Source organism: Bacteroides stercoris ATCC 43183, assembly GCF_025147325.1.
GTDB classification, from domain to species: domain Bacteria; phylum Bacteroidota; class Bacteroidia; order Bacteroidales; family Bacteroidaceae; genus Bacteroides; species Bacteroides stercoris.
Genome location: NZ_CP102262.1, coordinates 373387 through 400240 on the forward strand (window position 1 = coordinate 373387; position 26854 = coordinate 400240).

The 26854-nt window shown below is 43.7% G+C and carries 28 protein-coding genes and 1 tRNA gene; 4 read left to right on the forward strand and 25 right to left on the reverse strand.

The features are described from left to right. The first annotated feature begins 40 nt into the window (after positions 1 to 40). Positions 41 to 1465 (forward strand): sigma-54-dependent transcriptional regulator, encoded by a 1425-nt coding sequence (locus NQ565_RS01390; RefSeq protein WP_005652314.1) that lies wholly within the window; start codon positions 41 to 43, stop codon positions 1463 to 1465. 489 nt (positions 1466 to 1954) lie between these two features. Here NQ565_RS01390 and NQ565_RS01395 read toward each other — a convergent pair whose 3' ends face one another. The 6 genes from NQ565_RS01395 to NQ565_RS01420 form a co-directional block, all read right to left on the reverse strand. Then, a complete protein-coding gene (locus NQ565_RS01395; RefSeq protein WP_040315496.1) occupies positions 1955 to 2959 on the reverse strand; it encodes an ISAon1 family transposase in 1005 nt (334 codons plus the stop codon). 10 nt (positions 2960 to 2969) lie between these two features. Then, on the reverse strand, positions 2970 to 3320 hold the full coding sequence (locus NQ565_RS01400) for an ISAon1 family transposase N-terminal region protein (RefSeq protein WP_005652318.1): 351 nt from the start codon (positions 3318 to 3320) through the stop codon (positions 2970 to 2972). A gap of 86 nt (positions 3321 to 3406) precedes the next feature. Continuing rightward, positions 3407 to 5944, reverse strand: coding sequence for a prolyl oligopeptidase family serine peptidase (locus tag NQ565_RS01405; RefSeq protein ID WP_040315498.1), 2538 nt, complete (start codon positions 5942 to 5944; stop codon positions 3407 to 3409). A gap of 22 nt (positions 5945 to 5966) precedes the next feature. Next, positions 5967 to 6638: an RluA family pseudouridine synthase gene (locus NQ565_RS01410; RefSeq protein ID WP_005652323.1), complete on the reverse strand. Its 672-nt coding sequence runs from the start codon at positions 6636 to 6638 to the stop codon at positions 5967 to 5969. A gap of 92 nt (positions 6639 to 6730) precedes the next feature. Next, positions 6731 to 7477 (reverse strand): 3-oxoacyl-[acyl-carrier-protein] reductase, encoded by a 747-nt coding sequence (gene fabG / locus NQ565_RS01415; RefSeq protein WP_005652328.1) that lies wholly within the window; start codon positions 7475 to 7477, stop codon positions 6731 to 6733. Positions 7478 to 7505: 28 nt separating this feature from the next. Further along, the gene (locus tag NQ565_RS01420) at positions 7506 to 8090 is read right to left on the reverse strand and encodes a TetR/AcrR family transcriptional regulator (RefSeq protein WP_004288944.1); all 585 of its coding nucleotides are present in this window, start codon (positions 8088 to 8090) and stop codon (positions 7506 to 7508) included. Positions 8091 to 8321: 231 nt separating this feature from the next. On the opposite strand from NQ565_RS01420, the gene NQ565_RS01425 reads away from it, so the two are divergent. Continuing rightward, positions 8322 to 8394, forward strand: a tRNA-Met gene (locus NQ565_RS01425). A 377-nt stretch (positions 8395 to 8771) separates the two neighbouring features. On the opposite strand, the gene NQ565_RS01430 is transcribed toward NQ565_RS01425, so the two are convergent. Then, a complete protein-coding gene (locus tag NQ565_RS01430) occupies positions 8772 to 9923 on the reverse strand; it encodes an IS110 family RNA-guided transposase (protein WP_005654610.1) in 1152 nt (383 codons plus the stop codon). Between the two features lie 400 nt (positions 9924 to 10323). Further along, complete coding sequence (locus NQ565_RS01435; RefSeq protein ID WP_005654610.1) at positions 10324 to 11475, reverse strand: IS110 family RNA-guided transposase; 1152 nt, start codon at positions 11473 to 11475, stop codon at positions 10324 to 10326. 158 nt (positions 11476 to 11633) lie between these two features. Between NQ565_RS01435 and NQ565_RS01440 the strand changes: the two genes are divergently transcribed. Both NQ565_RS01440 and NQ565_RS01445 read left to right on the forward strand, forming a co-directional pair. Continuing rightward, positions 11634 to 11984, forward strand: coding sequence for an ISAon1 family transposase N-terminal region protein (locus tag NQ565_RS01440; protein ID WP_005652161.1), 351 nt, complete (start codon positions 11634 to 11636; stop codon positions 11982 to 11984). Positions 11985 to 11994: 10 nt separating this feature from the next. After that, the gene (locus NQ565_RS01445; protein ID WP_040315496.1) at positions 11995 to 12999 is read left to right on the forward strand and encodes an ISAon1 family transposase; all 1005 of its coding nucleotides are present in this window, start codon (positions 11995 to 11997) and stop codon (positions 12997 to 12999) included. A gap of 228 nt (positions 13000 to 13227) precedes the next feature. Here the strand turns inward: NQ565_RS01445 and NQ565_RS01450 are convergent, their stop codons facing one another. The 17 genes from NQ565_RS01450 to NQ565_RS01530 form a co-directional block, all read right to left on the reverse strand. Beyond that, complete coding sequence (locus tag NQ565_RS01450; protein ID WP_139168228.1) at positions 13228 to 13815, reverse strand: hypothetical protein; 588 nt, start codon at positions 13813 to 13815, stop codon at positions 13228 to 13230. An 11-nt stretch (positions 13816 to 13826) separates the two neighbouring features. After that, on the reverse strand, positions 13827 to 14174 hold the full coding sequence (locus NQ565_RS01455) for an STAS-like domain-containing protein (protein WP_005652180.1): 348 nt from the start codon (positions 14172 to 14174) through the stop codon (positions 13827 to 13829). Then, the gene (locus NQ565_RS01460) at positions 14161 to 14448 is read right to left on the reverse strand and encodes a hypothetical protein (RefSeq protein WP_005652182.1); all 288 of its coding nucleotides are present in this window, start codon (positions 14446 to 14448) and stop codon (positions 14161 to 14163) included. Before NQ565_RS01460 ends, NQ565_RS01455 begins: the two co-directional genes overlap by 14 nt. Before the next feature lie 33 nt (positions 14449 to 14481). Further along, positions 14482 to 15645 (reverse strand): IS4 family transposase, encoded by a 1164-nt coding sequence (locus NQ565_RS01465; RefSeq protein ID WP_016660807.1) that lies wholly within the window; start codon positions 15643 to 15645, stop codon positions 14482 to 14484. A gap of 95 nt (positions 15646 to 15740) precedes the next feature. Beyond that, positions 15741 to 16916, reverse strand: coding sequence for a hypothetical protein (locus NQ565_RS01470; protein WP_005652184.1), 1176 nt, complete (start codon positions 16914 to 16916; stop codon positions 15741 to 15743). 367 nt (positions 16917 to 17283) lie between these two features. Next, positions 17284 to 17697 carry a DUF2442 domain-containing protein gene (locus tag NQ565_RS01475; protein WP_040315482.1) on the reverse strand — a complete coding sequence of 138 codons (414 nt, stop codon included), beginning with the start codon at positions 17695 to 17697 and terminating at the stop codon, positions 17284 to 17286. 36 nt (positions 17698 to 17733) lie between these two features. Next, the gene (locus tag NQ565_RS01480; RefSeq protein ID WP_005652189.1) at positions 17734 to 17973 is read right to left on the reverse strand and encodes a DUF4160 domain-containing protein; all 240 of its coding nucleotides are present in this window, start codon (positions 17971 to 17973) and stop codon (positions 17734 to 17736) included. Positions 17974 to 18638: 665 nt separating this feature from the next. Then, on the reverse strand, positions 18639 to 20390 hold the full coding sequence (locus NQ565_RS01485; RefSeq protein ID WP_005652194.1) for a hypothetical protein: 1752 nt from the start codon (positions 20388 to 20390) through the stop codon (positions 18639 to 18641). Continuing rightward, entirely contained in the window at positions 20356 to 20979 is a 624-nt protein-coding gene (locus NQ565_RS01490) for a hypothetical protein (RefSeq protein ID WP_005652195.1), read from the reverse strand. The genes NQ565_RS01485 and NQ565_RS01490 overlap by 35 nt, the downstream gene beginning before the upstream one ends. Beyond that, complete coding sequence (locus tag NQ565_RS01495) at positions 20979 to 21335, reverse strand: hypothetical protein (protein ID WP_005652197.1); 357 nt, start codon at positions 21333 to 21335, stop codon at positions 20979 to 20981. The genes NQ565_RS01490 and NQ565_RS01495 overlap by 1 nt, the downstream gene beginning before the upstream one ends. A gap of 113 nt (positions 21336 to 21448) precedes the next feature. Next, a complete protein-coding gene (locus tag NQ565_RS01500; protein WP_005652201.1) occupies positions 21449 to 21865 on the reverse strand; it encodes a hypothetical protein in 417 nt (138 codons plus the stop codon). Beyond that, entirely contained in the window at positions 21862 to 22272 is a 411-nt protein-coding gene (locus tag NQ565_RS01505) for a hypothetical protein (RefSeq protein ID WP_005652203.1), read from the reverse strand. The genes NQ565_RS01500 and NQ565_RS01505 overlap by 4 nt, the downstream gene beginning before the upstream one ends. 84 nt (positions 22273 to 22356) lie before the next feature. Continuing rightward, positions 22357 to 23229: a hypothetical protein gene (locus NQ565_RS01510; RefSeq protein WP_005652205.1), complete on the reverse strand. Its 873-nt coding sequence runs from the start codon at positions 23227 to 23229 to the stop codon at positions 22357 to 22359. A gap of 110 nt (positions 23230 to 23339) precedes the next feature. Continuing rightward, positions 23340 to 23930 carry a hypothetical protein gene (locus NQ565_RS01515; RefSeq protein WP_005652206.1) on the reverse strand — a complete coding sequence of 197 codons (591 nt, stop codon included), beginning with the start codon at positions 23928 to 23930 and terminating at the stop codon, positions 23340 to 23342. Positions 23931 to 23947: 17 nt separating this feature from the next. Continuing rightward, positions 23948 to 25432 (reverse strand): hypothetical protein, encoded by a 1485-nt coding sequence (locus NQ565_RS01520; RefSeq protein WP_005652208.1) that lies wholly within the window; start codon positions 25430 to 25432, stop codon positions 23948 to 23950. A gap of 4 nt (positions 25433 to 25436) precedes the next feature. Next, positions 25437 to 26354 (reverse strand): S49 family peptidase, encoded by a 918-nt coding sequence (locus tag NQ565_RS01525; protein ID WP_005652210.1) that lies wholly within the window; start codon positions 26352 to 26354, stop codon positions 25437 to 25439. Positions 26355 to 26405: 51 nt separating this feature from the next. Continuing rightward, on the reverse strand, positions 26406 to 26822 hold the full coding sequence (locus NQ565_RS01530) for a hypothetical protein (RefSeq protein WP_005652211.1): 417 nt from the start codon (positions 26820 to 26822) through the stop codon (positions 26406 to 26408). Between the last annotated feature and the right edge of the window lie 32 nt (positions 26823 to 26854).

Here is a 26854-nt window from a genome sequence, read left to right on the forward strand (position 1 = left end):
ATTTACCTTTGTGCCATAAAAGAGATAAAAAGCAGAAGGGATGAAATCCATATTAATCGTAGAAGATGATATCACTTACAGCATGATATTGAAAACATGGCTTGGCAAAAAAGGATTCCAAGTCAGTTCGGCAAGCAGTATAGCCCGTGCCCAGAAGCATATCGAAGCCGAGACGGTGGACCTGATACTGTCCGACTTGCGCCTGCCCGACCGCGACGGCATAGATTTGCTGAAGTGGCTGGGAGAACATTCCCTGCACATCCCTCTTATCATCATGACGGGCTATGCCGACATACAGTCTGCCGTGCAAGCCATGAAACTGGGCGCATGCGACTACATTGCAAAACCCGTAAACCCCGACGAGTTATTGAAGAAAATGGATGAAGCCCTGAAGTCCTCATCCGTTGCTTCGGAACAGACCATGCGTTCGACCCAAACAGACCATGCGTTCGACCCAAACAGACCGTCTGTTTCGTCCAAACAGACCATGCGTTCCGAAAGCAATGGGAATCCCTACCGGAAAGGTGCAGAGAACGCTTCATCCGACTACCTGGAAGGCGAAAGCGATGCCGCCAGGCAACTTTATAATTATGTGAACCTGGTTTCTCCCACCAACATGTCCGTCCTCATCAACGGGGCCAGCGGAACAGGCAAGGAGTACGTGGCGCAACGCATCCATAAGTTGAGCCGCCGCGCCAAACAGCCGTTCATAGCCATTGACTGCGGAGCTATCCCCAAAGAGCTGGCGGCTTCCGAATTCTTCGGCCATGTAAAAGGTTCCTTTACCGGTGCGCTGACCGACAAGACGGGCGCGTTCGTTGCTGCCAACGGCGGCACTATCTTTTTGGATGAAATAGGCAATCTCAGCTACGAGGTGCAGATACAATTGCTCCGCGCCCTGCAGGAACGTAAAATACGTCCTGTCGGCTCCAACAAGGAGATACAGGTAGATGTGCGCTTAGTGTCCGCCACCAATGAGAATCTGGAACAGGCCATCGAGAAAGGGACTTTCCGCGAGGATCTCTACCACCGCATCAATGAGTTTACCCTGCGTATGCCGCAACTGAAAGACCGCCGCGAGGATATCCTGCTCTTTGCAAACTTCTTCCTGGACCAGGCAAACCGTGAACTGGACAAGCACCTCATCGGCTTTGACGAAAAGGCATCCAAAGCTTTATTGGAATATCAATGGCCGGGCAACCTGCGCCAGATGAAGAACATCGTCCGGCGTGCCACCCTTTTGGCGCAAGACAAACTCATCACCCTGAACGAGCTTAGCGAACTGAAGAGTCCGGTAGCCCCATCCGCAGCAGGTATGCCTCTCCGTAACGAAGAGACCGAGAAGCAGCAGATAATCGAAGCCCTGAAGCAGACAGGATATAACAAAAGCCGCGCCGCCCAACTGCTGGGGATAGACAGAAAGACACTTTACAACAAACTTAAATTATATGGAATAGAGTTATAACTGTGGAAAAACTCCACACTCTATTCCACACTTTCCACACCGCTTCCACACATCTTCACACCCCTGCGCACCTTCACAGTAAAAATAGCGTGCTAATCTGCAATGACTTACCGTTTCCACCCTCACTCTGGCACGTCATTTGATATATATATTGTGTGAAGTTTAACTCCACAACATCAAAGTAGAATCTACCTAAACCAAAACCGAATAAATATATTAACCTAATTAAAAACAAGTAAAAAACAAAAAACTAGTATTAGTAGCAGCCCTGTTTATGTTTGTTTGTGACGGATCGTTCTTGGCCTGAGCACAGATGCAAACGGCCAAGAGCATCCATTTCACAACTTCATGTGCCGAATAACAGTAAGCACACTGACAACAAAAAAGCCGTTTCCTCCTTGTCTATTCCGGGAAACGGCTTTTTGTCGTAATAAAGCAGTGAGGAACTTTTTCCGGGTCAGCGGATTTCCCCGGTTGGCAAGCTTTCTTTTAAGCGTATAGCCTAGCCAGTCTGAACATGAAGAATTTCAGATCAGCCACCCCTCTTAACTGGCTTCGAAAAGCTTTGATTTTAGCATTGAACGACTCCGCTGAAGCATTTGTCAATCGTTCTTCAAAATAATTTATGATGGTCGTACTATGGTTTGAAAACGTATCAAGTACCTTGTTGAACTCCATATAGTCAAACTTTTCCACTTCATTGTACCATCTTGCGAGATTTAGCCTTGCTTCATCGAGACCTGACTTCTTGTTGAAGATGTCTGTCAGTTTCATGCTAAGGCTGTATCCTTCCAGAAGCTTGGGGAATTTATCAAAGAGAATGGCAGCCCTGGTCTTTTGCTGTTCATTCCATTTGCTCCAGTGTTTCAGTATAATGTGCTTGCTTCTGCTTACTATCTGTGACAGGGTTTCTCCGTTCTCCATTCTTTCAGGTTCCCATTTCCCTATTCTTTCCCTTTCCGCCTTACTCTTTGTTTCTTTCTTCTTTTGGCGATGCTCCCTGATAGCCTGATTTTCCGCATCAAGTACTTTCCACCGATAGCGTATTCTTAACTGGTCAACAGCTTCAGACATGAGCTGCTGTACATGAAAACGGTCATTGATCAGCTTTGCGGCAGGAAACACCTTTCTGACTGTCAGCATCATGGCTGAAGATAAATCTGTAGTGACAGTCTTGACAGACAGCCGTTTCCGGTGCGGAAGCCTGCGCAAGATTCCGCTTACCGCATCTGTGGCCACTCCACGAACTATTGCAACTAAAGCACCCTTACGACCTTTAGCTGCTTTATTGGTCAGAATCGTATAAACATCTCCATTGCTCAGGCAAGTTTCATCCAAAGAAAGCTTTTCTCCAATATTTTCAGGATAAAGGAGATAGTCATGCGCATGTTCGAGCTGATCCCAGTTCCGGTAATCACTGATTTTCTCCTTGTATTGTTTACGAAGAGTCTGCCCTTTTACGCCATAACGTTCCGCAAGCACACTGATGCTCACAGGAGTAGATTCAATCTCCTTCTTTTAAAAAAGAGACGAACTCAGAATTGAGCCGTGTACCGTCAAATTCGGATAAATCCCAGTCATAACTGAAGATTTCATTGGAAGATTTGTCAAGCCATTTACGTTTACGAACATGGAGATAAGTGGCGCGACCACGAATAGGATAGTCTTGGATTGTACGATACTCACCAAAACCATAGGATATGATATCCGGATTGATCTTATCTTCTTTTAGTTGAACTTTTTTTTCATCAAGATAAATATCAAAACGGTCAGCACTCTTGTCGAAATTGACAATATCAAAGTTGTCTATAAGCACATCCGGAAGGATGGCACGAAAGAGTTGTGCGGGTTTCATAAAACAAAGGTAAGCAAAGATAGCTAATTTTAAAACTTACCAACCAGATATTTCCGCTGAGCCCTTTTTCCTCTTATCTTAATATCTTACCAATGTCTTTCCGGGTAAAGGTCGTTCCACCATGCCGGACTATCTTGCAGCCAACGTGCAAACCATGCCATAATAGAGTTGTGCCACAACTCGCGCTTGGGATAATCACTGATGAAATGATTCTCACCGTCCACCGTTATGAACTCAACCGGCTTACCCAATATCTTCAAGGCATTGTACAACTGAATACTTTCGCCGATAGGCACATTCGTGTCCACCGTACCATGCAACAGCAACAACGGGGTCTTGATTTTATCCGCATTGAACAATGCTCCGTGTTTGGTAAACAAATCGGAATTATTCCACGGATAGCTCCCGGCAGCGGCAACGGAGTTGTAGGAATAGCCCCAATAGCCCTCGCCCCAGTAACTGGTCACGTTACTGATGCCCGCATGCGAAACGGCAGCGGCAAACAAATCCGTCTTGGTCTGCAAGTACATCGTCATAAAACCGCCATAGGATGCTCCGATACAGCCGATACGCTTGTCGTTGACAAACGGATGCGCGGCGCAGAACTTCTTCGTGCCCTCGATGATTTCATCGGCAGTGCGTTCTCCCCACGCATTGACATGACGGGCGGAAAACTCCTGACCGTAACCGATAGCCCCGCTGGGCTGGATAACATAAACCACATAATCGCGTGATGCAAACAATTGCGCACAATAAGGCGAAGTGATGCCGCGTGTGGTAGGTGTAGTCCCGCCGTAGTAATAAACGATAAGCGGATATTTCCTGTTCGGGTCGAAAGCCGGCGGCAGGCATATCATACCCTTAATCTCCGTACCGTCTTCCGCCGTGAAGTTCCACTCCTTCATTGTGCCCATATCTATCTTGTCCAAAACAGACTTCATCGGATTGGCAAGCAAAACGGATGTTTTCTTCTTCACATCATACGTATAGGCAACTCCCACACTGGCATTGCCACCACCGACATAGGCGGCAACCGCAGGATTGTACTCCGCCAGGTCGAAGGAAGAAATCACATCTTCCTGAAGCGGCAGCATTTCAAAACTCTCCGTCTTCGGCACATAGCGATAGATATGTCTGCAATCTTCGTCCGTTGTATTGAAGTAGATACAGCCGTCTACACGGTTCCACTGCAGGAAGTCGACGGCAGGATTGAAATCGCGCGTGATGGGATTAACCTTTTTCGTGGCCTTGTCCACAATGAATGCCTGAGTATCGAAATCATTGGCGATGGGATGCTCGCCGCAGTTTTTCCCTATTCCGTCAAAAGCCATCGGACTGCCGATTACCAAAAGCTGTCCGCCGTTGGGAGAGTAAGCCGCCCTGTTTACATAAGGGTCCCACGCCACCAGCGTATCTGCCTGCAACGTAGCCAAATCCAGCTCGAAGATGGAAGTAAGCGAGAAAGGACATTGAGTGATATTCGATTTAGAGGTGGAACACAAGAGTTTCTTGCCGTCAGAGGATATATCATTCAGATAAACGGCATGGCTGCCGTAAGTGAGACGTTCGGAAAGTCCGGTGACAGGGTCGTACCTAACGAGATAGTTGCGGGAACGCGCATCGGGAATCCGGTCGTCGGGATGCAGCAGCCGCTTCAAAGGACCGCCTACCGCTTCTCCCTTATCATCCGGAGAGTAGATAAGATAGTCTTCTGCAGGCGACCATGCAAAATATCCCTCGGGAACATCTTTCAGCAACACTTCCTCGCGCATGGTAGCAGGGTCGAACACAACCAAATCATTCCGTTGCCTGCCTGTTACGGTATAATAAAGCTTATTGCTGCGGGGCATCCAACGCATTTTCTCATCGGCAGCGGGCAGTATCACCCTGCCTGTCTTCAGTTCGGTCAGTTCACAACGTGTCCTTGAGCGCTTCAACGAGTAGTTATCCGCATAGCAGGCAAGCAGATATTTGCCGTTCGGAGAGAGACTGACCGAGCGCACGCGACTTCCGAAAGCCGTATTGTGCAATGCGAAACGTCTTTTCAAATCGGGTGCGAGCCGATAACCTACATCGGCAAACTCCTTATCTTTCTCAAACTCGCACTTCAATACGGGAACAGCCTTATCGGCAGCCGTCGACAACAATTTAACGACTATCTCATAATCCGTTTCCGGCTCCAGACGCAGACTGAGTACCGAAGGAGCAACCTGCGACAAGCTATCTTCCGCAGTTGTTTTAGACTGTTTGGAAACGCCATTCACAAACACCTCGAAACGCACGGGAGAGTAAATATTCAACTTTCCTTTCATAAAGCGTTCCGCACGCAGATGGGTGGCAAACAGATAGAACAGATTATCCTTATCGGCTTTCTCCACCCGTACATATCCTGCGGTATCCGCCGTGATACGTTCATAAGGACGCCCGTCGAAGTCAAGACTGATATCGGTTTTCAACAAAGCGTCGGCCGTGAACTTCTCCCCAGTAAAATTGATACTGTCACCCTGGAGCGGAGTACGCACCGCAACGGCAGGACGTACATTGTATTCGGTCACTTTATCCTGTGCCCGAACTGCAAGCGCAACAAGCAGGGACAGTCCCGAAAGAATCAGAATCTTTTTCATTGAATTTGTTATTAACAGATTATCAAACCATTTCAAAGCCATTCCATAGATTACCGGCAGGGACAGGGGCTTCCACCTCTATCAGCTTCTTGGATACCGGATGTACAAAGCGCACAAAGCGCGCATGCAGACAAATGCTTCCGTCGGGATTGGAACGGGGAGAACCGTACTTCAAATCTCCCTTAATGGGACATCCCATTTTTGCCAACTGACAGCGTATCTGATGATGCCGCCCCGTTTTCAGGTCTATTTCCAGCAGATAATAGTTCTGCGACCGGGCTATGAGCCGATAATGCAAAATCGCTTTCTTGCTGTTCGGCACTTCCTTATCGTAGGCATAGCTCTTGTTTTGCTTCTCATTACGTACCAAATAGTTCACCAACTCACCCTCTGACTCCCGAGGGCGGTTCTTCACCACTGCCCAATAGGTTTTCTTCACCTCACTGTTCCTGAACATCTCGTTCAGACGGGCAAGTGCCTTACTCGTTTTGGCAAAAACAACAAGACCGCTTACGGGGCGGTCCAAACGGTGTGTAACACCTATAAAGACATTGCCGGGCTTTTGGTATTTCTCCTTAAGATACAGCTTTACGGTTTCCGAAAGCGGCGTATCACCCGTCTTGTCTCCCTGAACTATCTCGGAAGCGGTCTTGTTGACTATAATGATATGATTGTCTTCGTATACGACAGTCATTTATTTAGCGATTAGTGATTAGCGATTAGTGATTAAAAAACTGAGGTTAGCGGCTGGCAATTCTCACTAACCGCTAACCGTCAATCACTATTTTACATGTTCATACCACCGTCTACCTGAATTACCTGTCCTGATACATAAGAAGACATATCAGAAGCCAGGAAGGTAGCAATATTGGCAACGTCTTCGGGAGTACCGCCACGACGCAAAGGTATCTTCTTGCACCATTCGGCTTTTACTTCTTCGGACAGCGCATCCGTCATAGCCGTCATAATGAAGCCCGGAGCAATAGCGTTGGCACGGATGCCGCGAGAACCCAGTTCTTGTGCGATAGACTTTGCCAATGCAATCATACCGGCCTTAGAAGCAGAGTAGTTTGCCTGGCCTGCATTACCGTGAACACCTACTACAGAAGCCATATTGATAATGCTGCCGGCTTTCTGGCGCATCATAATCGGAGTACAAGCGTGAATGAAGTTGAAAGCCGATTTCAAGTTCACGTTGATAACCATATCCCATTGCTGTTCGGTCATGCGCATCATCAGACCGTCACGGGTGATACCGGCGTTGTTTACCAAAATATCAATGCGACCGAAGTCTGCATGGATAGCCTCCACCACTTTGGCAGTATCTTCAAAGCTGGCAGCATTGGAAGCATACGCTTTGGCCTTTACGCCCAACGTTTCGATTTCTTTAGCTGTAGCTTCAGCATTTTCGTCAATCACCAGGTCGGTGAATGCTATATTAGCTCCTTCTTGAGCGAACTTTAAAGCAATAGCCTTACCAATGCCGCGAGCGGCGCCGGTTACAATGGCTGTTTTTCCGTCTAATAATCCCATACTGTTTTTAATTATTGATTAAATGTTTTTATGTTCTATGCAATGCGCCAAACACGAGGTTGACAACGTATTTGTCGCGGGTTTCATCATCCAACTTTGCACCGATATGGCCACGGATATAGGGCACTTCAATCCCTTTTACGCAATAATGCACCAACTCGGCAGTCATGTCAATATCGTCTATTCTGAACACGCCTTTCTCCACTCCTTCGCGCAATACATCTTTGAACAGCAGTATCTCCTTGGCATCAAAACGCTTACGTACCTTCTCTACCCGCCAAATGTCGCGAAAGAAATTAGCCCGGAGCGTCCCATTACGGAATACCACCTCTTTCACTGCATCCAGACGCGTGTATATCATTTCAATCATCTTCTCGTCCGGCGATATATTCTTCTCCGCCACACGCTTCATCATGTCCGAAAGCATATCCAGTTCCGATTCGACAACAGCCATATAAATATCTTCCTTGCTCTTAAAATAGGTATAAAGCGTTCTCCTACCTTTTTTAGAAGCGAGGGCAATATCATTCATCGTGGTATTCTCAACACCCATTTTAGCAAACAACTGACGGGCTACATCCACTAATTTAGCTTTTGTCTTCGATACGGCCATAGACTAATTGCACATTGCTTAATAATTTGTGCAAAAGTAAGACATTTCCGCATATATCACAAACAAAAGCACATTTTATTAACAATCAAGCCAATTAGCAAATAAAAATATTTGTATTTTATCAGCCTATTTATCAACCGATTATGTATATTAGTGCATTTCTTATGAAAAATAAGCCGGCTTTTATTTGCAAATTCAAATAAAAGCCGTACCTTTGCACTCACAAAACATCGCGGAGTGGAGCAGTTGGTAGCTCGTTGGGCTCATAACCCAAAGGTCGTCTGTTCGAGTCAGGCCTCCGCAACTAAAATGAGGATAAAAGGTTGTATTTCAATCATTTATCCTCATTTCCTTTTAAAAGGTCGGACAAAATTCGGACAAAAAAAAGGGCTCAGCGGAAATATCTGGTTGGTAAGTTTTAAAATTAGCTATCTTTCCTCTATGAAAAGATAAAGATTACCCCTGTCTTTATGGCTCCTTTACTTAGTTTATGGTGTTAATGAGCATGAATGTATTGACCGTTCTATCAAGAGCAGTCAGATATACAATATAAAAAGTATCATTTTCCTCTTCAGGCTTTATTTCCTAACACTGGCATTCTAAGCCGCTTAAAGCATCAGTCAATTTGCAAAACGGAGTCTATGCTACCACAAAGATACTGGCCTTACAATAAGCGGTATATTATGAGTTGCCTTCTGCAATAGCTTCAGGCTTCTTATAATCATTGTATGGAACACCATCACTCAACACGTGCCAAATGACAACAAGCATTTTCCGCGCTATGGCCACTTTCACTTTCATGGCATTCTTCCTTCTGACGACAGTTTGTGTGTAACTGAAATTCGAGTAAAAACAGTTTTGTGTCCGGCTGGCTCCCCATGCGCATTCAATCATAGTCTTTCTGATGTACTTGTTACCATGTGTGATTCTTCGTGATTTGATTTTTCCTGCGCTTTCTTCATTCCGTGGTTTGAGCCCGCACCACGACACCAATGCAGCCGCTGTAATAAACATCTTCATGTCGGCCCCTAATTCAGAGAGTATGGAGGTTGCCGAGCGTTCCTTTACACCGGGTATCGTCTGAAGATTATCGAACTCCCTGGGGAACTCTTTCCTGCAGATTTCCGTCAGTTTTTCCTGGCACTCTTTCAGATGCTTGTCATCCATAAGGATTTCCTCCCGGTACTGGCGTATCAGGTCTATGTCCACTTCATTGACAACTCCTGTCAGAGCGGCTGTAATTACTTCTTTTCCGACACGGTTCACCGTCCGTCCATGGATGGCCTCCGTCAGCTTTTCCGCATTGACAATTCCTTCGGAAAGCAATTTCACCACATCTTTGTAGCTCTTACTGTCTGTAGAAGATACGTAGTTGCTGATACGGATATTGCAACGTTGAAGCAAGGCATCCAGTTTGGTCAGTTTATAGACCTTCTCCTTGTTCAAGTCAAAAATGCGTCGGTTATACTGACGCATGCGCTGCACTATCTCATCCGGCACGAAACTGCCACGGATGAGATCCTTCATGGTACATTCGGCTATCCAGGCAGCGTCACGGACATCACTTTTTCTGCCGGGAAGCTGCTTGATGAAGTAGGGGTTGACCAACTTCAGACATTCTATGTCACTGAGAATGCGCCAGATGGGATACCAGTAAATACTGGTGCTTTCCATAGTAACTTCCTTAACTTCATGAGTAAGGAGAAGTTGATGCAGCTCTTCCAGTTCAGGTGTCAAAACACCGTACTTGGCTTCAAATTTCTCACCTTTTTCGTTGAGAATACAAACAAATACACTATCTTTGTGTACGTCAAGACCACATACTATCCGCATAGGCTATTACATTTTGAGACTAAGAGCTCGTGAAACATTTATTTTGAGGCTCACACACTGAGACCTCCACGCCATAAAGATAGGGGTGGTCTTGATTTTTTCATATCCCACTGGCATATAAATCGTGATTTATATCTAAATTTGCTTACCTTTGTCCTCTATGAAAAGATAAAGATTACCCCTGTCTTTATGGCTCCTTTACTTAGTTTATGGTGTTAATGAGCATGAATGTATTGACCGTTCTATCAAGAGCAGTCAGATATACAATATAAAAAGTATCATTTTCCTCTTCAGGCTTTATTTCCTAACACTGGCATTCTAAGCCGCTTAAAGCATCAGTCAATTTGCAAAACGGAGTCTATGCTACCACAAAGATACTGGCCTTACAATAAGCGGTATATTATGAGTTGCCTTCTGCAATAGCTTCAGGCTTCTTATAATCATTGTATGGAACACCATCACTCAACACGTGCCAAATGACAACAAGCATTTTCCGCGCTATGGCCACTTTCACTTTCATGGCATTCTTCCTTCTGACGACAGTTTGTGTGTAACTGAAATTCGAGTAAAAACAGTTTTGTGTCCGGCTGGCTCCCCATGCGCATTCAATCATAGTCTTTCTGATGTACTTGTTACCATGTGTGATTCTTCGTGATTTGATTTTTCCTGCGCTTTCTTCATTCCGTGGTTTGAGCCCGCACCACGACACCAATGCAGCCGCTGTAATAAACATCTTCATGTCGGCCCCTAATTCAGAGAGTATGGAGGTTGCCGAGCGTTCCTTTACACCGGGTATCGTCTGAAGATTATCGAACTCCCTGGGGAACTCTTTCCTGCAGATTTCCGTCAGTTTTTCCTGGCACTCTTTCAGATGCTTGTCATCCATAAGGATTTCCTCCCGGTACTGGCGTATCAGGTCTATGTCCACTTCATTGACAACTCCTGTCAGAGCGGCTGTAATTACTTCTTTTCCGACACGGTTCACCGTCCGTCCATGGATGGCCTCCGTCAGCTTTTCCGCATTGACAATTCCTTCGGAAAGCAATTTCACCACATCTTTGTAGCTCTTACTGTCTGTAGAAGATACGTAGTTGCTGATACGGATATTGCAACGTTGAAGCAAGGCATCCAGTTTGGTCAGTTTATAGACCTTCTCCTTGTTCAAGTCAAAAATGCGTCGGTTATACTGACGCATGCGCTGCACTATCTCATCCGGCACGAAACTGCCACGGATGAGATCCTTCATGGTACATTCGGCTATCCAGGCAGCGTCACGGACATCACTTTTTCTGCCGGGAAGCTGCTTGATGAAGTAGGGGTTGACCAACTTCAGACATTCTATGTCACTGAGAATGCGCCAGATGGGATACCAGTAAATACTGGTGCTTTCCATAGTAACTTCCTTAACTTCATGAGTAAGGAGAAGTTGATGCAGCTCTTCCAGTTCAGGTGTCAAAACACCGTACTTGGCTTCAAATTTCTCACCTTTTTCGTTGAGAATACAAACAAATACACTATCTTTGTGTACGTCAAGACCACATACTATCCGCATAGGCTATTACATTTTGAGACTAAGAGCTCGTGAAACATTTATTTTGAGGCTCACACACTGAGACCTCCACGCCATAAAGATAGGGGTGGTCTTGATTTTTTCATATCCCACTGGCATATAAATCGTGATTTATATCTAAATTTGCTTACCTTTGTTTTATGAAACCCGCACAACTCCTTCGTGCCATCCTTCCGGATGTGCTTATAGACAACTTTGATATTGTCAATTTCGACAAGAGTGCTGACCGTTTTGATATTTATCTTGATGAAAAAAAAGTTCAACTAAAAGAAGATAAGATCAATCCGGATATCATATCCTATGGTTTTGGTGAGTATCGTACAATCCAAGACTATCCTATTCGTGGTCGCGCCACTTATCTCCATGTTCGTAAACGTAAATGGCTTGACAAATCTTCCAATGAAATCTTCAGTTATGACTGGGATTTATCCGAATTTGACGGTACACGGCTCAATTCTGAGTTCGTCTCTTTTTTAAAAGAAGGAGATTGAATCTACTCCTGTGAGCATCAGTGTGCTTGCGGAACGTTATGGCGTAAAAGGGCAGACTCTTCGTAAACAATACAAGGAGAAAATCAGTGATTACCGGAACTGGGATCAGCTCGAACATGCGCATGACTATCTCCTTTATCCTGAAAATATTGGAGAAAAGCTTTCTTTGGATGAAACTTGCCTGAGCAATGGAGATGTTTATACGATTCTGACCAATAAAGCAGCTAAAGGTCGTAAGGGTGCTTTAGTTGCAATAGTTCGTGGAGTGGCCACAGATGCGGTAAGCGGAATCTTGCGCAGGCTTCCGCACCGGAAACGGCTGTCTGTCAAGACTGTCACTACAGATTTATCTTCAGCCATGATGCTGACAGTCAGAAAGGTGTTTCCTGCCGCAAAGCTGATCAATGACCGTTTTCATGTACAGCAGCTCATGTCTGAAGCTGTTGACCAGTTAAGAATACGCTATCGGTGGAAAGTACTTGATGCGGAAAATCAGGCTATCAGGGAGCATCGCCAAAAGAAGAAAGAAACAAAGAGTAAGGCGGAAAGGGAAAGAATAGGGAAATGGGAACCTGAAAGAATGGAGAACGGAGAAACCCTGTCACAGATAGTAAGCAGAAGCAAGCACATTATACTGAAACACTGGAGCAAATGGAATGAACAGCAAAAGACCAGGGCTGCCATTCTCTTTGATAAATTCCCCAAGCTTCTGGAAGGATACAGCCTTAGCATGAAACTGACAGACATCTTCAACAAGAAGTCAGGTCTCGATGAAGCAAGGCTAAATCTCGCAAGATGGTACAATGAAGTGGAAAAGTTTGACTATATGGAGTTCAACAAGGTACTTGATACGTTTTCAAACCATAGTACGACCATCATAAATTATTTTGAAGAACGATTGACAAATGCTTCAGCGGAGTCGTTCAATGCTAAAATCAAAGCTTTTCGAAGCCAGTTAAGAGGGGTGGCTGATCTGAAATTCTTCATGTTCAGACTGGCTAGGCTATACGCTTAAAAGAAAGCTTGCCAACCGGGGAAATCCGCTGACCCGCAAAAACAATGTGTGGGAAAGGCAGCCGCCAATATCTTAAAATCGGGCATAAAAAAAGCCCGCAAACTTGTGAGCATTATACGATGCACATCGACAACCAATCAGGGCTGCTCTGTTTCGCACTGCAAATATAGGAGTTGTTTTTGAAATAATAAAATAAAAGCGGAGTTTTTTGCTCCGCTTTATAAATCATCAAATACCTTTATAATTAAAGAGAACCTTTAACATCTCTTTTTTCGCTTCTTCATAAGGTTTCTTTATTAATTTTACATATTGGGACTCAACATACAAATTAACGCCAGCATCTCCTATATTGGTGACAAGTTTATCCCTACAATCATCTCCTATTTGTAGAATTTTTCCATACAAACCATTATCAACAGCAGATAAAAGATTTATAAATTTTTCATTTAACTTTTTAAAATCTGCTTGTATATCAGATTCTATATTCCTTTTATTCGCCTCTTTTGTTTTCAATTCATTTAAATGCAACTCAAGACTATCAAAAAAATCATATACAAATTTCAAATTATAATCTAGTATCAAAGTCTTAAGTAATGCAATTTTTCTATCAGCCTCTTTAAAATTATCTTCTTTCTTATTTTTCAATTTATGTATCGTAATAGCAAACCAAATATTGAAGAGAGCTATCAAAATCATCGCTATCTTATAGACAATATCTAACCAGTCTGTCCAATGTACTTCTTGTAAAACAGGTGAAGGAGTAGCTATAGAACATAAGGAATCTTTTACTACTGATATACTATTGATAAACACCATATTCATTTCTATTATTTATCTAAACCTGTTTTATTTTGAAGAATTCTTTCAACAGCTTCATCTAAAGGGCCTTGCAAATCATAGCCATTCGTTTCCAATTCTAATTTTTGTTCAATAATGGAACGACCATACTTTTGCACAACATTTCTAAATAATTCCTCCAAAAAAGACGGAGTTATGGAATATATATCTTTAGGAATGATTAGTTTTACCTTATCAAAATGTTCAAACAAGTCATTTAATTGACTCTTGTTACGAACATCTTCTCCACGATCCCTTCCTGTAAAAACTTTAGATTTTACGCTCCCAATTTGGCTTCTATAGTCCTCTAAATCAATTATGTTATTAATTTTGTTCATTATTCAAATCATCATCGTTAATTAACAACTTTGCAAAGATAGCTGTTCCAGGGAAATAGTTAGGTACTGTATAGACATATTTTTTATCCGGTACATCCGTTAATTTACCCGACTTATTAAAAGAAATAATTCCTCTTGAAGTGCCATTTTCATCTTTTATATCTACCAGCTTATAAGTACCATCAAATTCAATTCTTGTATTGCCAGATAAAAGATACATCCGCGAAATATTATCAGCTTTATCATTTCCTTTCAATTTAAAAAAGCTATCCATTAGTGTCCCGTTAAAATGGGACGAGTTAAACAATTAATCAAAAAGCCCCGGAATCAGGGGATCATTTAGATCTTTGACATCATTGAAATTAGTCTTGTCGAACAGGTCACGCAAGTGGGTTTTGTCAGTCAATGATATGCTGAGAATTTGTAAAACTTCATAGGTTGAACGTTTCAACTTCATATCATGTTGGACAATAGCCACAAGACAGTACGTGATAATAGCCACACTGATTTGTATGCGAACAGCGTTCTCTGTTGTGCCCCAGAATTTCTTTATCTTGAGATGCTGCTTGAGCCATTTGAAGAACAGCTCGATTAACCATCTTTTCTTATAAAGATCGGCGACATCCAGTGCAGAAAGTTGTTTTGCATTCGTCAAAAAAGTGAACTCACGGTCATCCTCTTCGTCGTAATATCGGACGAGTCTGAATGACTCAGGATATTTTTTCTCGGAGAGATATCCGGTCAGTTTCACTTCCGCATCTGTCATTATGTTCTTTGGCATTCTTCGCTTCCATCTGACTGTCTTATACTTTAAGTTCGTCTTGGCTCTGACAACAAAGAAAGAGTCTGTAAGATGTATCCTATAGAGTTCTTTAAAGGAGTCATAAGCCCTGTCGAATATATAATAAGCATTTGGTTCATAATGGATTGAAGACATTGCTGTGGAATCATGCTTTGATGCAGTAGTTACAGTATAGAAGGCAGGAACTTGTGCTTCAATGTCGTATAAGACATGAGCTTTCACCCCTCCTTTCTTGCTTCGGAACTTTGCCCATGGGAATGTTGCAAGACACAACGGAATCGTTGTTGAATCAAACGCATATTTCTTTCCGGAAATGTCAAGGATGTTGGTCGTCCGCTTCTCGCAGGCTTCCTTCATCATATAGAATGCAAAGTCTTCGAAGATTCTGTAATCACGGTTCTGGTTCGCTGTCGCAAGAGTTGTCTTGGCTATCGGTTCACGACCTAAACCAAGATGATATTGCTTGGCCCTATGCGCCTCGAAAGCAACGACTAAGTCTCGCAGGCTCTCACGGTTACTCAGTTGTCCAAACATCATCGCGAGCATCTGATTCCAGCAAGTGAAATGTTTCACATATCTGTTGCCATCATACTTGCGAACATAGTTGTTGAACTGAGTCCTGTTCAGAAAAGCGGTTAATTGAGAGAATACGTATTTGTCTTGGAACATAGCAGCCATTTGTATTAGACTGCAAAGTTGCAAAATCAAGTCCGTTTCATTTCAAAAAACCGTGTAATTGACTATATTTCAATAATTTCAAAGAACTATTTATCCACTTTTACGGGACAGTAGTGAAAGCTATCAATAAATTGAATTGTACCATTTCCTCTTTTACATATTTCTTTTGGAATGCAACTTACTCCCTCTTGCAAGGAATATAGCGTCCACAATGTTTCTTCTGTAAAGGCATCTTTTTTAAAAATATTACGAGATTTAAAACTGTCTGATAACTCTTTCATTTTTTCCAAACAGTCAAAATTTATAGACGAATCTTCATTGGGATATTTAAATTTCTCATAAATTGTTTGTCCAAAATTCAAAATCACCAAATTCAGCATACCAAAATGTCTTTTACCATCCATACACTCCTCAAAATACCCTATTAAATATCTATATTTTAATGAAGAATGTTCTTCTGCATTTATTAATGTTTCGCCTATGACGCAACCTAAATCTCTCATAGCTTCTCGACTAAGTTTTTTTTTCACTCTTTTCAGACAGCTATTTACATAATCCAGTAACGTTGTGGTATCAATTTCTTTTTGGGCCAGCATACTTTCATGTCCGAGTCCCTCTCCATCAAAACACCTTAATCTATATGGAATAATGTCTTTATATAAAATTCGCCGTTTTATTAACTCTGTAGGCGAGCCCACAGAATTAAGCAACCTATTTACACTTTTATCGTCTATATTCTTACCTCCTACAGAAGCTAGTCTAACATACTTATTATATATATTTCCCTTTTTGCATTTCTTTATGAAATTATCTATTTCCAATAGAATGGCATCCAAAAAAACTTGTGTTACCAAATCTACCTTCTTACACTTTTTATAATCAAGCCATATTTCATCACAAGTTTGATATATAAATGCAGAAATAATCTGTCTTAAAAGAAGATAGCTTTCTGTTTCATTTTCTATTATAGAGAAACATTCTGGAACTTCAAAGTTCCGTACCTTCTTAGATTTTTCTTTTTCTAATTTTTTTATATAAAAAGGGCTTTTGGTATCATAAACCAAATATGATAAATTTCTAGGCAGAAAAACGACTAAAGCATCCTCATATGACTTTATTTTTTTTGCTGCTAACAAATATAACCTATTTTTGTCAAACTCAAGAATTCCCTTTTTCCTGCGTTTCTTTCTTTTAGCTATACTTTTTAGCCTTCTCCTAAAACGTTTTTCGGCAAGATATACACTTATATTATAATCTATCATTAAAAAAATGGTGAATCCCTTATCAAAACATGCCCAAAGGTATTAGTGCAACCTTAACCCGATTTCACGGATTATGTCTTGAAAAGGGATTCATGTTATATTTCTCAGTATATTGAAACCAAGTCACTAATTTTTAGGAGCATTACAAAAATGTAGGTTTATTTTGACATGACAAAATAAAAAAGATTTTTTTTGCGAAACATCCATAAAAAAATCCCCATCTTTGAAAAACTATGCTCGCCATCAGTTTACAAAAAGAACAAATCTCATCGGTAAAGCTGCAATATCTACACAAAAGAAGCTTCCAACCCGTAAAAGTCTCTTTGCCGTCAAACAATATAGTATATCATTATCATGTACCAATTATCTAAAATGATACAGCCTGTAACGAACTGCCAATGTCATGGATAGTATCCAATATCAGCTTCTTACGTTCCGGTGAGGGCGTTTTCGTTCCCTTTATATAGCTTGCCAACAAACTCTGCTGAATGCCCATCCTCCGGGCAACCGCCGAGATATTCAATTCCGGATGTGAAAGGAAAGCATCCTGAATGCCAGGGGCCGGTTCTTTGGTATCATCATAATAGAAACTTTCATAGCTCATATCTTCGTCTATGTCATCCCAATGGATACCAAACGGTTCAAATTCATACTTTGCACGTTGCTCATCGGTAGCCACTAACAAGCGAGGATAGAATTTCAAAGATTGGTACAAAGTCTCCTCCTTGTCATTGGTTACATAAATCCTACCATTCTCAAACCATAATTTAATAATCTTCATATCAACCTCCTTCTTTATATTGAGAAGCATGGGGGATTAAAAATCCCCATGCAATTTTTTCCATTCTTCCTGGATAACTTCCAGATTTTCCTCTAAAATCGCTCTTGCCAAACTCAAGTCTTTAGGTTTCATACCTTTGTTCTCTATCAATTTGACTTCGTCTCTGATTTCAAACTTGGCTTGCCCGTCTTGGCTGGTGACATGGCAATGCGGTGGCTGGTGTTCCGCTGTGTAGATTTTAAATTTCAATCCGAATAAAATTAAAACTGTTGGCATATCATATTGTTTTTTGATTACACTACAAAGATAGGATATAATTTTATATCCTACAAATATTCATCCGATAAAAGATATAAAATTATATCCTTTTAACTTTAAACAAATCCCCCGCCGTGGTTGAAGGAACGGAAAAATAAAAAAATACCTCTCTGCCCGGTACATCCTTTGAATAGACAATACCGGGCGTACCTGCATAGGTGCAAAAAAACAGACAGAAAGCACTGCTTTCTACCGCTAAAACGCGAAAATTCCGTGTGGTTAAGTTTGGTTATGCCTGTACCCTATACAGTATCTATAACCAAGCGTACCACACGGAATTTTCGCGCGCCCCCACTCCTACGGGCGACTTCTCACCATATTCGGACGTTTTTCAACCGAGAAAAGCCCTTTAAAGAACTATATTCCATTGAAAGACAAAACAAAAACCCCATTCCTGTGATAAAATCGCAGGAATGAAGCAGCTCGCTGCCCGAGCCGCGCCGTCGTCCGTTTGCAATCGCAGCCGCCCGCCCGCATTCGGAAATATGACAAAATATTTACAGTCCCGTAGTTTCGTGCCCGTAGTGCGCCCTATCCCACCCATACCGGCACACCATACAAAAAAGCCCTGCTATCCTCACGGACAACAAGGCCAGGCTAAACGAAATCAACAAAAAAAAGTGTTATACAGAGGCAGCACCCGATACACTCCTGCCTATCCTCCACACACGAATATATTCCTTTCTCAATATGAAATATTTCAGTGCATCCGTCAAGTTGGTAGACTCCTTAGGCAGTCTGTGCGTAGGCAATTTATCCCCAGTCTTCTGCTTGACTATCAGACTGGCACTGTTAGGACCGCTCGCTATTTTGGTTTCCGTCACTTCCATTTCCGACTTAAGGTTCGGACAATTATATTGGTCTATTAACAACAAAAACAGATTGCGCTCCAGGTTCCCGCTCAGCAAGTCCATAAAGAAACGATATTCCAGGTTACTGCCGATATTCCCCTGTCCCAAAGACATTAGCTGCACTTGCCATCCGGTACGATTACCGTCAGCATCCGTTTCTATGTTCTTCTTTATCTGCGTAGCCATATCCGCACCTACCCCTTTGTAGTTGTTCATGGCACGGTCATAATACAGCTTCAGTATTTTACGTCTGTGCGGTTTGAAGTAGTACAGAAACCTATCCGCCAACACACGCACACTGTTCGGTGGAAGCGTGTACAGTTCTTTCATCACGCGCATGATATGCCCGCTCCTCTGCCCAAAAACCATGGAAAGCATATTGCCCGCATCCATGCCTGCTTCCAGCGGCTTGCTCACATCCAGGTAACGAAGGACTGTGCAGTCCTGTTCCCACCCGAACGGATGCCGTTCTATCACTTCATTCAGATAGCCGTCCGAATAAAAATGCTTCATCGCCAGATTACAATAAAACATCTGGCCAGCCTCCAATTTCGGAATGATGGAAAGCACATTGCATTCCAAACCCTCAAGCCCTTCCGCAAACTCATCCGTGAACCAGTCCTCACCCAATACATCCGCATTCACATAGGAAGAAGATATGAAAAAAAACGATACACCACGACGCGTCTTTATCCAGCGGGCTTCCCAGCGTTTCATGTTCTTTCCTGCAAGTTCCAGGGAACGCCCGGCGGCCGTCAGCTTTGCCTCCAAAGACCTGTCGGTCCGGAAACTATTCTTCAGCTCATTATAATGCTGCAAGCAGGCCAGGTATTCTCTTTTCGTCTCATTGTAGACAAAACCGGTACGCAGCATCAGCAGTATCTTTTTCTTATCATTCTGCTTCGCCAGCTTCAAAATCCAGTCATATTCGCCCAAATGGTTCGGGTTCGGCATATCGGTCGTAAGGGTACGACTGCGATACCAGACACTGTCCCCATACTTCACCCGAAAGCCACGCACCGCCTTCAGCAAGTTCGTGAACTTTTCTTCCGGGAAATACTTCACCTCATCCCCGAATACGCCTACATAAGAGCGTCCCGCACCGATTGCCGGGCGGTCCAATGAGATAAAAGTGAAGTTAAAGCCGGTGTAGAACACCATTGTATTTCTCCAATCGGAGCACACGTTGTACATCCGTTCCTTCCACTCCTGAGGCGGTTCTTTGTTTATCACATAATGTCTGTCAAGTTCCCACCCCAGCATAGACAACCCGTCAATAAGAGAGGGGATGATATTCTTGTGCAAATCCGAATAGGTATCCGACACCCATGCAAACGGCGCACCCGGACAATCGTGCGCAACTTCCTGCACCCGTTCCGCAAGCACCTGCACTGTTTTGGCAGAAGCACGCCCGGCAACCCAATAGAGCGACCATGGCATCATAACCGATATGAGCTGAGCCATCCAATTGGAATAGCGCAGCTCCACATCATCCAATATCTTTAGTTTTTTCTTCCTGGTCATCGAGCATTTCTTCAAAATCAATATCAACCACATTGGCATCACGTTTCAGCCGTACCTTCTCCCTGGATGGTATATCCGGCATCGAGTCAATCTGAGCAGCCAACAGATTCCGGTTGGCAGAAGGAAGCCTCACCTTTTCCGGGTCAAGGTCATACACCTTGAAAGGCTTCTCATCCAGTTCTTTCGGCTTCACCGGGTCCGGTCTGTCAAGCTGCTTAATCCTGGCAGCCTGTACGGTCAGATTGCCGTACACTTCCATGTCTTTGGAGTTAACTGCGTTCTGAAGAACCACATGGGCAGCTTTCATCAGATTGTCAAACACCATGTTCCGGTGCGCATTGTTCTCTATGGTATCATTCAGGTAGAACAGATTAATGGCTTCACTGTACATCTGCCTGGCACGCATCCGTTCCACATTAAACGGCTCGTGCATCAGGAAAGCGATTGCATTGTCCTTACCATATTTACGATTTATCCCCACCAGGGCATACAGCGCATTATAGTAATCCAATTCATCACCGGTCAGTTCTATCGTACATCCTGAAGCAATGTAGTCCTGCAAGGTCTCAAAATAAGATTTTTCAAACATCAGCCTATATCGTCATAAAATATCTTACTAATCGAATTACGATACCCGGTCGCCTGGCGGAACTTATCAAACCGCTGCGCCTGAGTCACGTTATCCCCCGTCTCCGCACTGGCAGCCATAGCCAAACCCTCTTTGGCCCGTTGCAACAACTGCCCACGTTCATAATGGTATTTCAACGGAGACCCTACAAGGTTGAAATACCAGATAAAATCCGTTTCCGGAACATTGTAATACATTGCAATCTGTTTCGGCTCATAACCGATACCGGCCAGCCGTCCCAGTTCATCCATGTCTATCCGGTCAAACCATGGCGGATCTTCACGCCATTTTACCACTTCGTCCGCTACGAAACTCATACACTTCCTTGTTTTTTAAGAATACATACTGCTCTTCCATTGCATTTTCCCCGTAATTTCCCGACCCCTCAACAACAAAATAACCTGCCGTTGTGTCAAGACAGGTTATCTTCTTATCTCCAGGAGAAAGACAACTCAATCGTTCCTTCCCGGTAGAGCTGCATCAGCCGTTCAAATACCTTCGGCATCCGGAACTTAATCGTTTCCGAAATATGGAGATGAATGACGCCGATAAATCCTTTTTCCTTCCAGCGGAGCAGCGCATTAATGATACGCTCATTCGTCGAATAGGTCGCTACATACAAATGATTCACCTGCCCTGCATGCTTTATCAGATACACAATAAAGGTAAATGCCGTAAAACTCTTCTTTGTCTCGATAAAAAACGCCTCGTTTTCCTTAGGCAAACGTCCGCATAATTCTTTCAAGCTATTCAGCTTGAACGTCAACATTGTTTCAAAACGTCTGGTGAAAATACGGGAATCGGACATTTCTTTCCGGAGTTCCTCCAAATTAAAATAATAACTCATTCCAACAGACGATTTATATCTGCCAGCTCCTTCTCATAGCCGGCCAACCTTTCACGGCGAATCGCATCCAAATGCGGTTTATCCCCTTTCGCCAGTTCCGACTTAACCCGCCAAATATTATTCTCCACCTGTCTCAGCCTACGTACCAGTTCCTTGACCGGAAGTTTCAGAAGCTCACTCCTGCGGCGGAACTCGGCAAAAGCCGGATGTTTTCCCAACAGCGAGTGGTTTTCCTTGTAATAGTTCAACTCTTCCCATATCATCCGATTACCGATATAGCTATCAATCAGTTCACGACTGACAGTAGCGCATTCTTCCAAAGAGGTGCAATCGCGCAATTTCCGGTGTAACCGCACATAAGCATGATACTTGCTGAACTTACGCGAAACAAGCGCTTCCAGCTCCATGGGGCAGTCCGGTTCATTCAGGAACGGAAATTCTTCACGGAAAGAGAGCGGCTCTCTCCGTGAAGCACTTCCCGTAAGCTCCCTTCAATTCTCAAAATCGGAAGAAACCGGGAAACATTTATCAAGGAATTTTTCCAACCAAGAAGAATACCCCGAAACAGCATTGTTCATAAACACCTTACGGGATAAGATATCAACCACCTTATTCTCATCCGGACTCTGCGATACTACAGGCAGCAACACCTGGTCGGTTTTCCAATCAAGATACACCGGCTGTGTCGGATATGGATGGGAATTATAATAAACAGAAGTAAACAGGTAACCTCCCTTTTCCAGTTCCGGGAACCGTTCAAACATCGCAGTCAACTTCTCTTTATCAAACAATACCGGAGTATGGGTCTCATAATTCAGGCATGGCAAACCGTTCTTTTCCAACAACATTGCGGTCTGTTTCATATTCTCCGCATAAAGTCCCTTGAATCTCATCGGAACAAGCTTGCCCGATACTTTAGGAAGTGCGATGTGTGGCAATGCAACCGGATTCATAACATAGATATCATCATTACTCCAGATGAAATATCCGGTCACTTCAGGAGAAGCTACAGCAATTCTCAATTTAGCGAGTGTATCAACCTGCACATTATCGGATACACGCTGATGCTCGATAAAGGTAATTTCTTCGCTGAACCAAGCCTCACGGTCACCGATGACCACCACATTGATTCCGAAACGTACATTCTCCTGCCAGGAGCGTAAAGCATACAGCAGCTCTCTGCCCTGAGCAAATTCCCTGCAATAAGGAATAACAACCGTTATATGGTCCTGAGCCGTAGCATTCACTTTTTCCATTTCAGACAAAGCCTCCTGTTCCGGCGCTGCCATACCATCATTCACATCTGCATGGGTGATATCCACCTTTGTTAACTCATCTTTTTCAGTTTCCTTTTTCGTTGCCATAATTTATTTTTTTTATTCGATACAAAAATATCCCCTATCAATATCCTATAAAAGGACAGAGAGGCGCATGCCAAGCAAACGCCTCTCCTATAACCAACCTTTAAACAAAACTACATTCCATCTCCGTCAGACGACAATTCCGAAGCAGGCGGCAATCCTAAAACAGCGTTGATTTCCTCGCTGTCCGTTGCCGGAATAAGGCTCTTGGCTATATGGCCGATAGTGCCACCGCGTAAAGAACTGGCCAGATTAATGGTATTCTTATCCCCTTCCTTGTTATCCTGAGAATCCGCCTTGGTCATCTTGAGCGGAGTACACGGTGTTCCGGCAATCTTCGCATCATCCCCCGAACACCCGAAAACAATCGCCCCCAGGTTCTCGTTGATGTTGTTGTTAACAAACTCATCATGTTCCAGCTCCGTACCCGGATGCTCATAATCCACGTGGTGAATGAATCCGCGCGCATCATCTTCCCCCTCACTGGTATGATAGATGTTTATTGTAGAATCCGTAGTATACACCGCTATCGGTTTTTTGCCTTCCGCCATTTCAAAAGCGGTCACCTTCACGCCCTTTTCATCACGGGTGCAGGTCTTAACGTCCTCCCAACGGAAAAGCATGACATAGGACTTCTTCCCTTTCGGACGTCCGGCGTTCGATGTCTTTTTCGGTACTGATACCATTGTATAGTTTTCACTCATATATACCTCCTTTCATTTCAAATGCCATCATCAGAAGCCGAAGAAACAGAAGCCTCTTCTGCCGGCGGCAGATAAGCGAAAATAGCTTCAGCCAGCCAAAATCCGGTAGCCTCCCACCATTCCGCAAAAATCTTCACATCGTAATTCTCTCCCTGCATCCAAACTTTTGCACTCTGAGGGTCCTTACTGCGCAGATGTTTGAAGTTCTCTTTCGGTGTGATGAAGAACACACCCGTACCTCGCATGCCTTCAAGCGGCACAAACGAGAACTTGGAAAAATCGACCTTGATTTTCTCACCGTCCTCATTCTTCAGCCAAGGATATTTTTTACGATATGCCTTACCATAACGTGTTACCAAGTCCGGGTCCGCATGGATAAACATGGATTTTTTCTTGTACAGAGGTTTCACTTCCTCAACCGCTTTCTCTATCTGGTCAACCAGTGTCGCATCCTCGAGCTTCTCACCATCGAGCAGCCAGGTTATCGCTTCATTATTCGCTTTCTTGAGTTTCTTCAATTGGGTGACATAACCGTCCATGACGTCATTAGCATCCGTAGCGGCATCACCGTCCTTTGTAGCCGAAGTTTCCTTAAACTCACCAACCGCCAATGCGATTTCGCGTTCCTCGTCCAGTTTTGGGAATATAAGCTGATACAAGATGTATTTCACTACCGGCATATCTTCCGGTTTCAAGTTCTCATCATACAGATAGCCGAGAATATCCTCCATGATGTCCGACGGCGTAATGGGAACGTTGATTTTACACTTGTAGTTCTTTATTGTCAGCGGAGTGAACTTAGACTTGCCTTTAGGCGTCCACTTCGGAACGAACTGCTGAAGCACTGAATCAATGGCAGCCTGCTGCGCACGTACTTCCGTCTTATCCGTTACCAATGTTGACATGTACTTCGTGGACTCCGTAGTACCCATCAGTCCTTTGAGTATCTCAATCCGTTCCGAAGATACATACTTCCCAAACTCCTTCTGGAGTTCAGTTGTTTCAATGGTCGAGTTACCACTGTATGCCGCACCTTTGAAAGCTGCGTCCAAATAACGGTTATGTGCCAGACTCATGTCCGGTTTAAACTTATTACCCATCTCTGATTTACCCCCATCAACCTGCTGACCGGCATCCGGAACCGGTTCTTTTGTCATTTTTTCTATTTGCGCATCTTTTTGGGCAATCTCATCCTTCAGAGCTTTCACTTTATCATCCAGTTCTTTCAAGGATTTACGTGCCTGGGCAAGCGCTGTCTCGTTACTGTCGCGCTCCCGTTCCAATTCCGCTTTCACGTCATCGGTAACCGCTTCCTCTGCATTCCTACCCTCTTTCTCAAATTCGGCGAGATCCTTTTTAAAGGCTTCGACGAATACCGCCCCGTACTTCTGCTTCAACTGCTCTTCCTGCGTAGAAAGAAGGATTGATTTTCCTTTCTCGTCTTTCGCAAAGGCCGAGATGCCCAAAAAGCCAAGTACCACGCTCATTACTTTTCCAAACATACTTTCAGGATTTTGAGTTGATATAATTGTTAATTGTCATTTCCGCATTGATTTCCCGGCTACGCCGTACAGCATAATCCTGGTTACCGATACTATCTATAAGTCCAACTTTCAGCGCATCTTCCGCATAGAACATGCGTCCGCGAAGCAGTCCTTCAGTCTCCTGCTTCAAACATTCACCCCGGTTCTTCCTGACATTTGCCTGAAAATCCCTTGCCAACGGGTCCAGTTCTTCGTCACGGATGGAAGCGTAATCACCTTTCTTGGCCGCTTCAAACGGAGCATTCTTGTAATCGGAAAGATTGGAGTAAATAGTATGCACCTTAACGCCGGCATTTTCATAATACTTAGCATAATCCGGAAAGCTCATCATCACACCGATACTGCCGAACTCGGCAGATATGGTATTCGAGGCAATAATCTCATCACAGTAGGAAGCAGCATAATAAGCAGCCGATGCACAAAGGTCACAATGTGCAACAACCGCTTTTCCTTTACTTTTTGCATAAAGAATGGCATCGACCAGCGGTGCAATGGCATCCACTGCACCGCCACCGGAATCGATGTCACACAAAACAGAAGAGATATTAGCCGAGTCAGCCGCGTCACGAATAAGGGCCGCATATTCCGTTGTCCCGTAACTGCAATACGTACCATACTTCAGCATAGTACCATGAACCGGAATGATAGCCGTACTACCTTGCGGAGCATCGCTGAAGCTATTGCCGAGTCTTGCGCTACGCCCATCTTTTGTCGCAATCATCAGCGGTATAGCTTCACGCTCAGACAACCGACCGGTATCCTGACTATCAAAGTCGCGTTCCAACAGTTTATCGACAACAAGCAGGTTGGATTCAACCTCCCGGAACGAAACGAACCATTTGCCCCGACAGACCGCACTATATAAATTTGAAAACGCCATTATATTTGTATCTACTAATAAACGATACAAAGGTACAACAGCGCTACCCGCTTAAAAGGACTTTAAATTTTTGGCAAACTCCGCACTATCACGTTTAAAAGAGAGGGTTAATTTCAAAGGAGAACCTGCATATTCCGTTGAGAACGACACCGGGAACTGGTCCGTGCCTACCACCTTGCAGTCACCATTCGATAAATCGAGCAGCACCAACCCTTCCTGCCGTACCAGCTCCTGTATTCTCCCCATATTGGCTTTTCCCGTATCCGTAACAACAGCCTTAAGCTCTTGTTTCACTACGCCTCCGGACGTATCGCAGCTCTCTTTAAACTCTCCGGAAGATATTCCGATAACTTCCCAGTCACCGCGGACCCTAATAAAATCCGCACCTGGACAATTTCCAACCGAAGCATCCGCTATCGGAAGAAAACACATGCCGCATACCTGCGACCGTCTGTCATCCTGATTCATTTTAGTTAAAAGTTTAAGTGATATTCAATTGA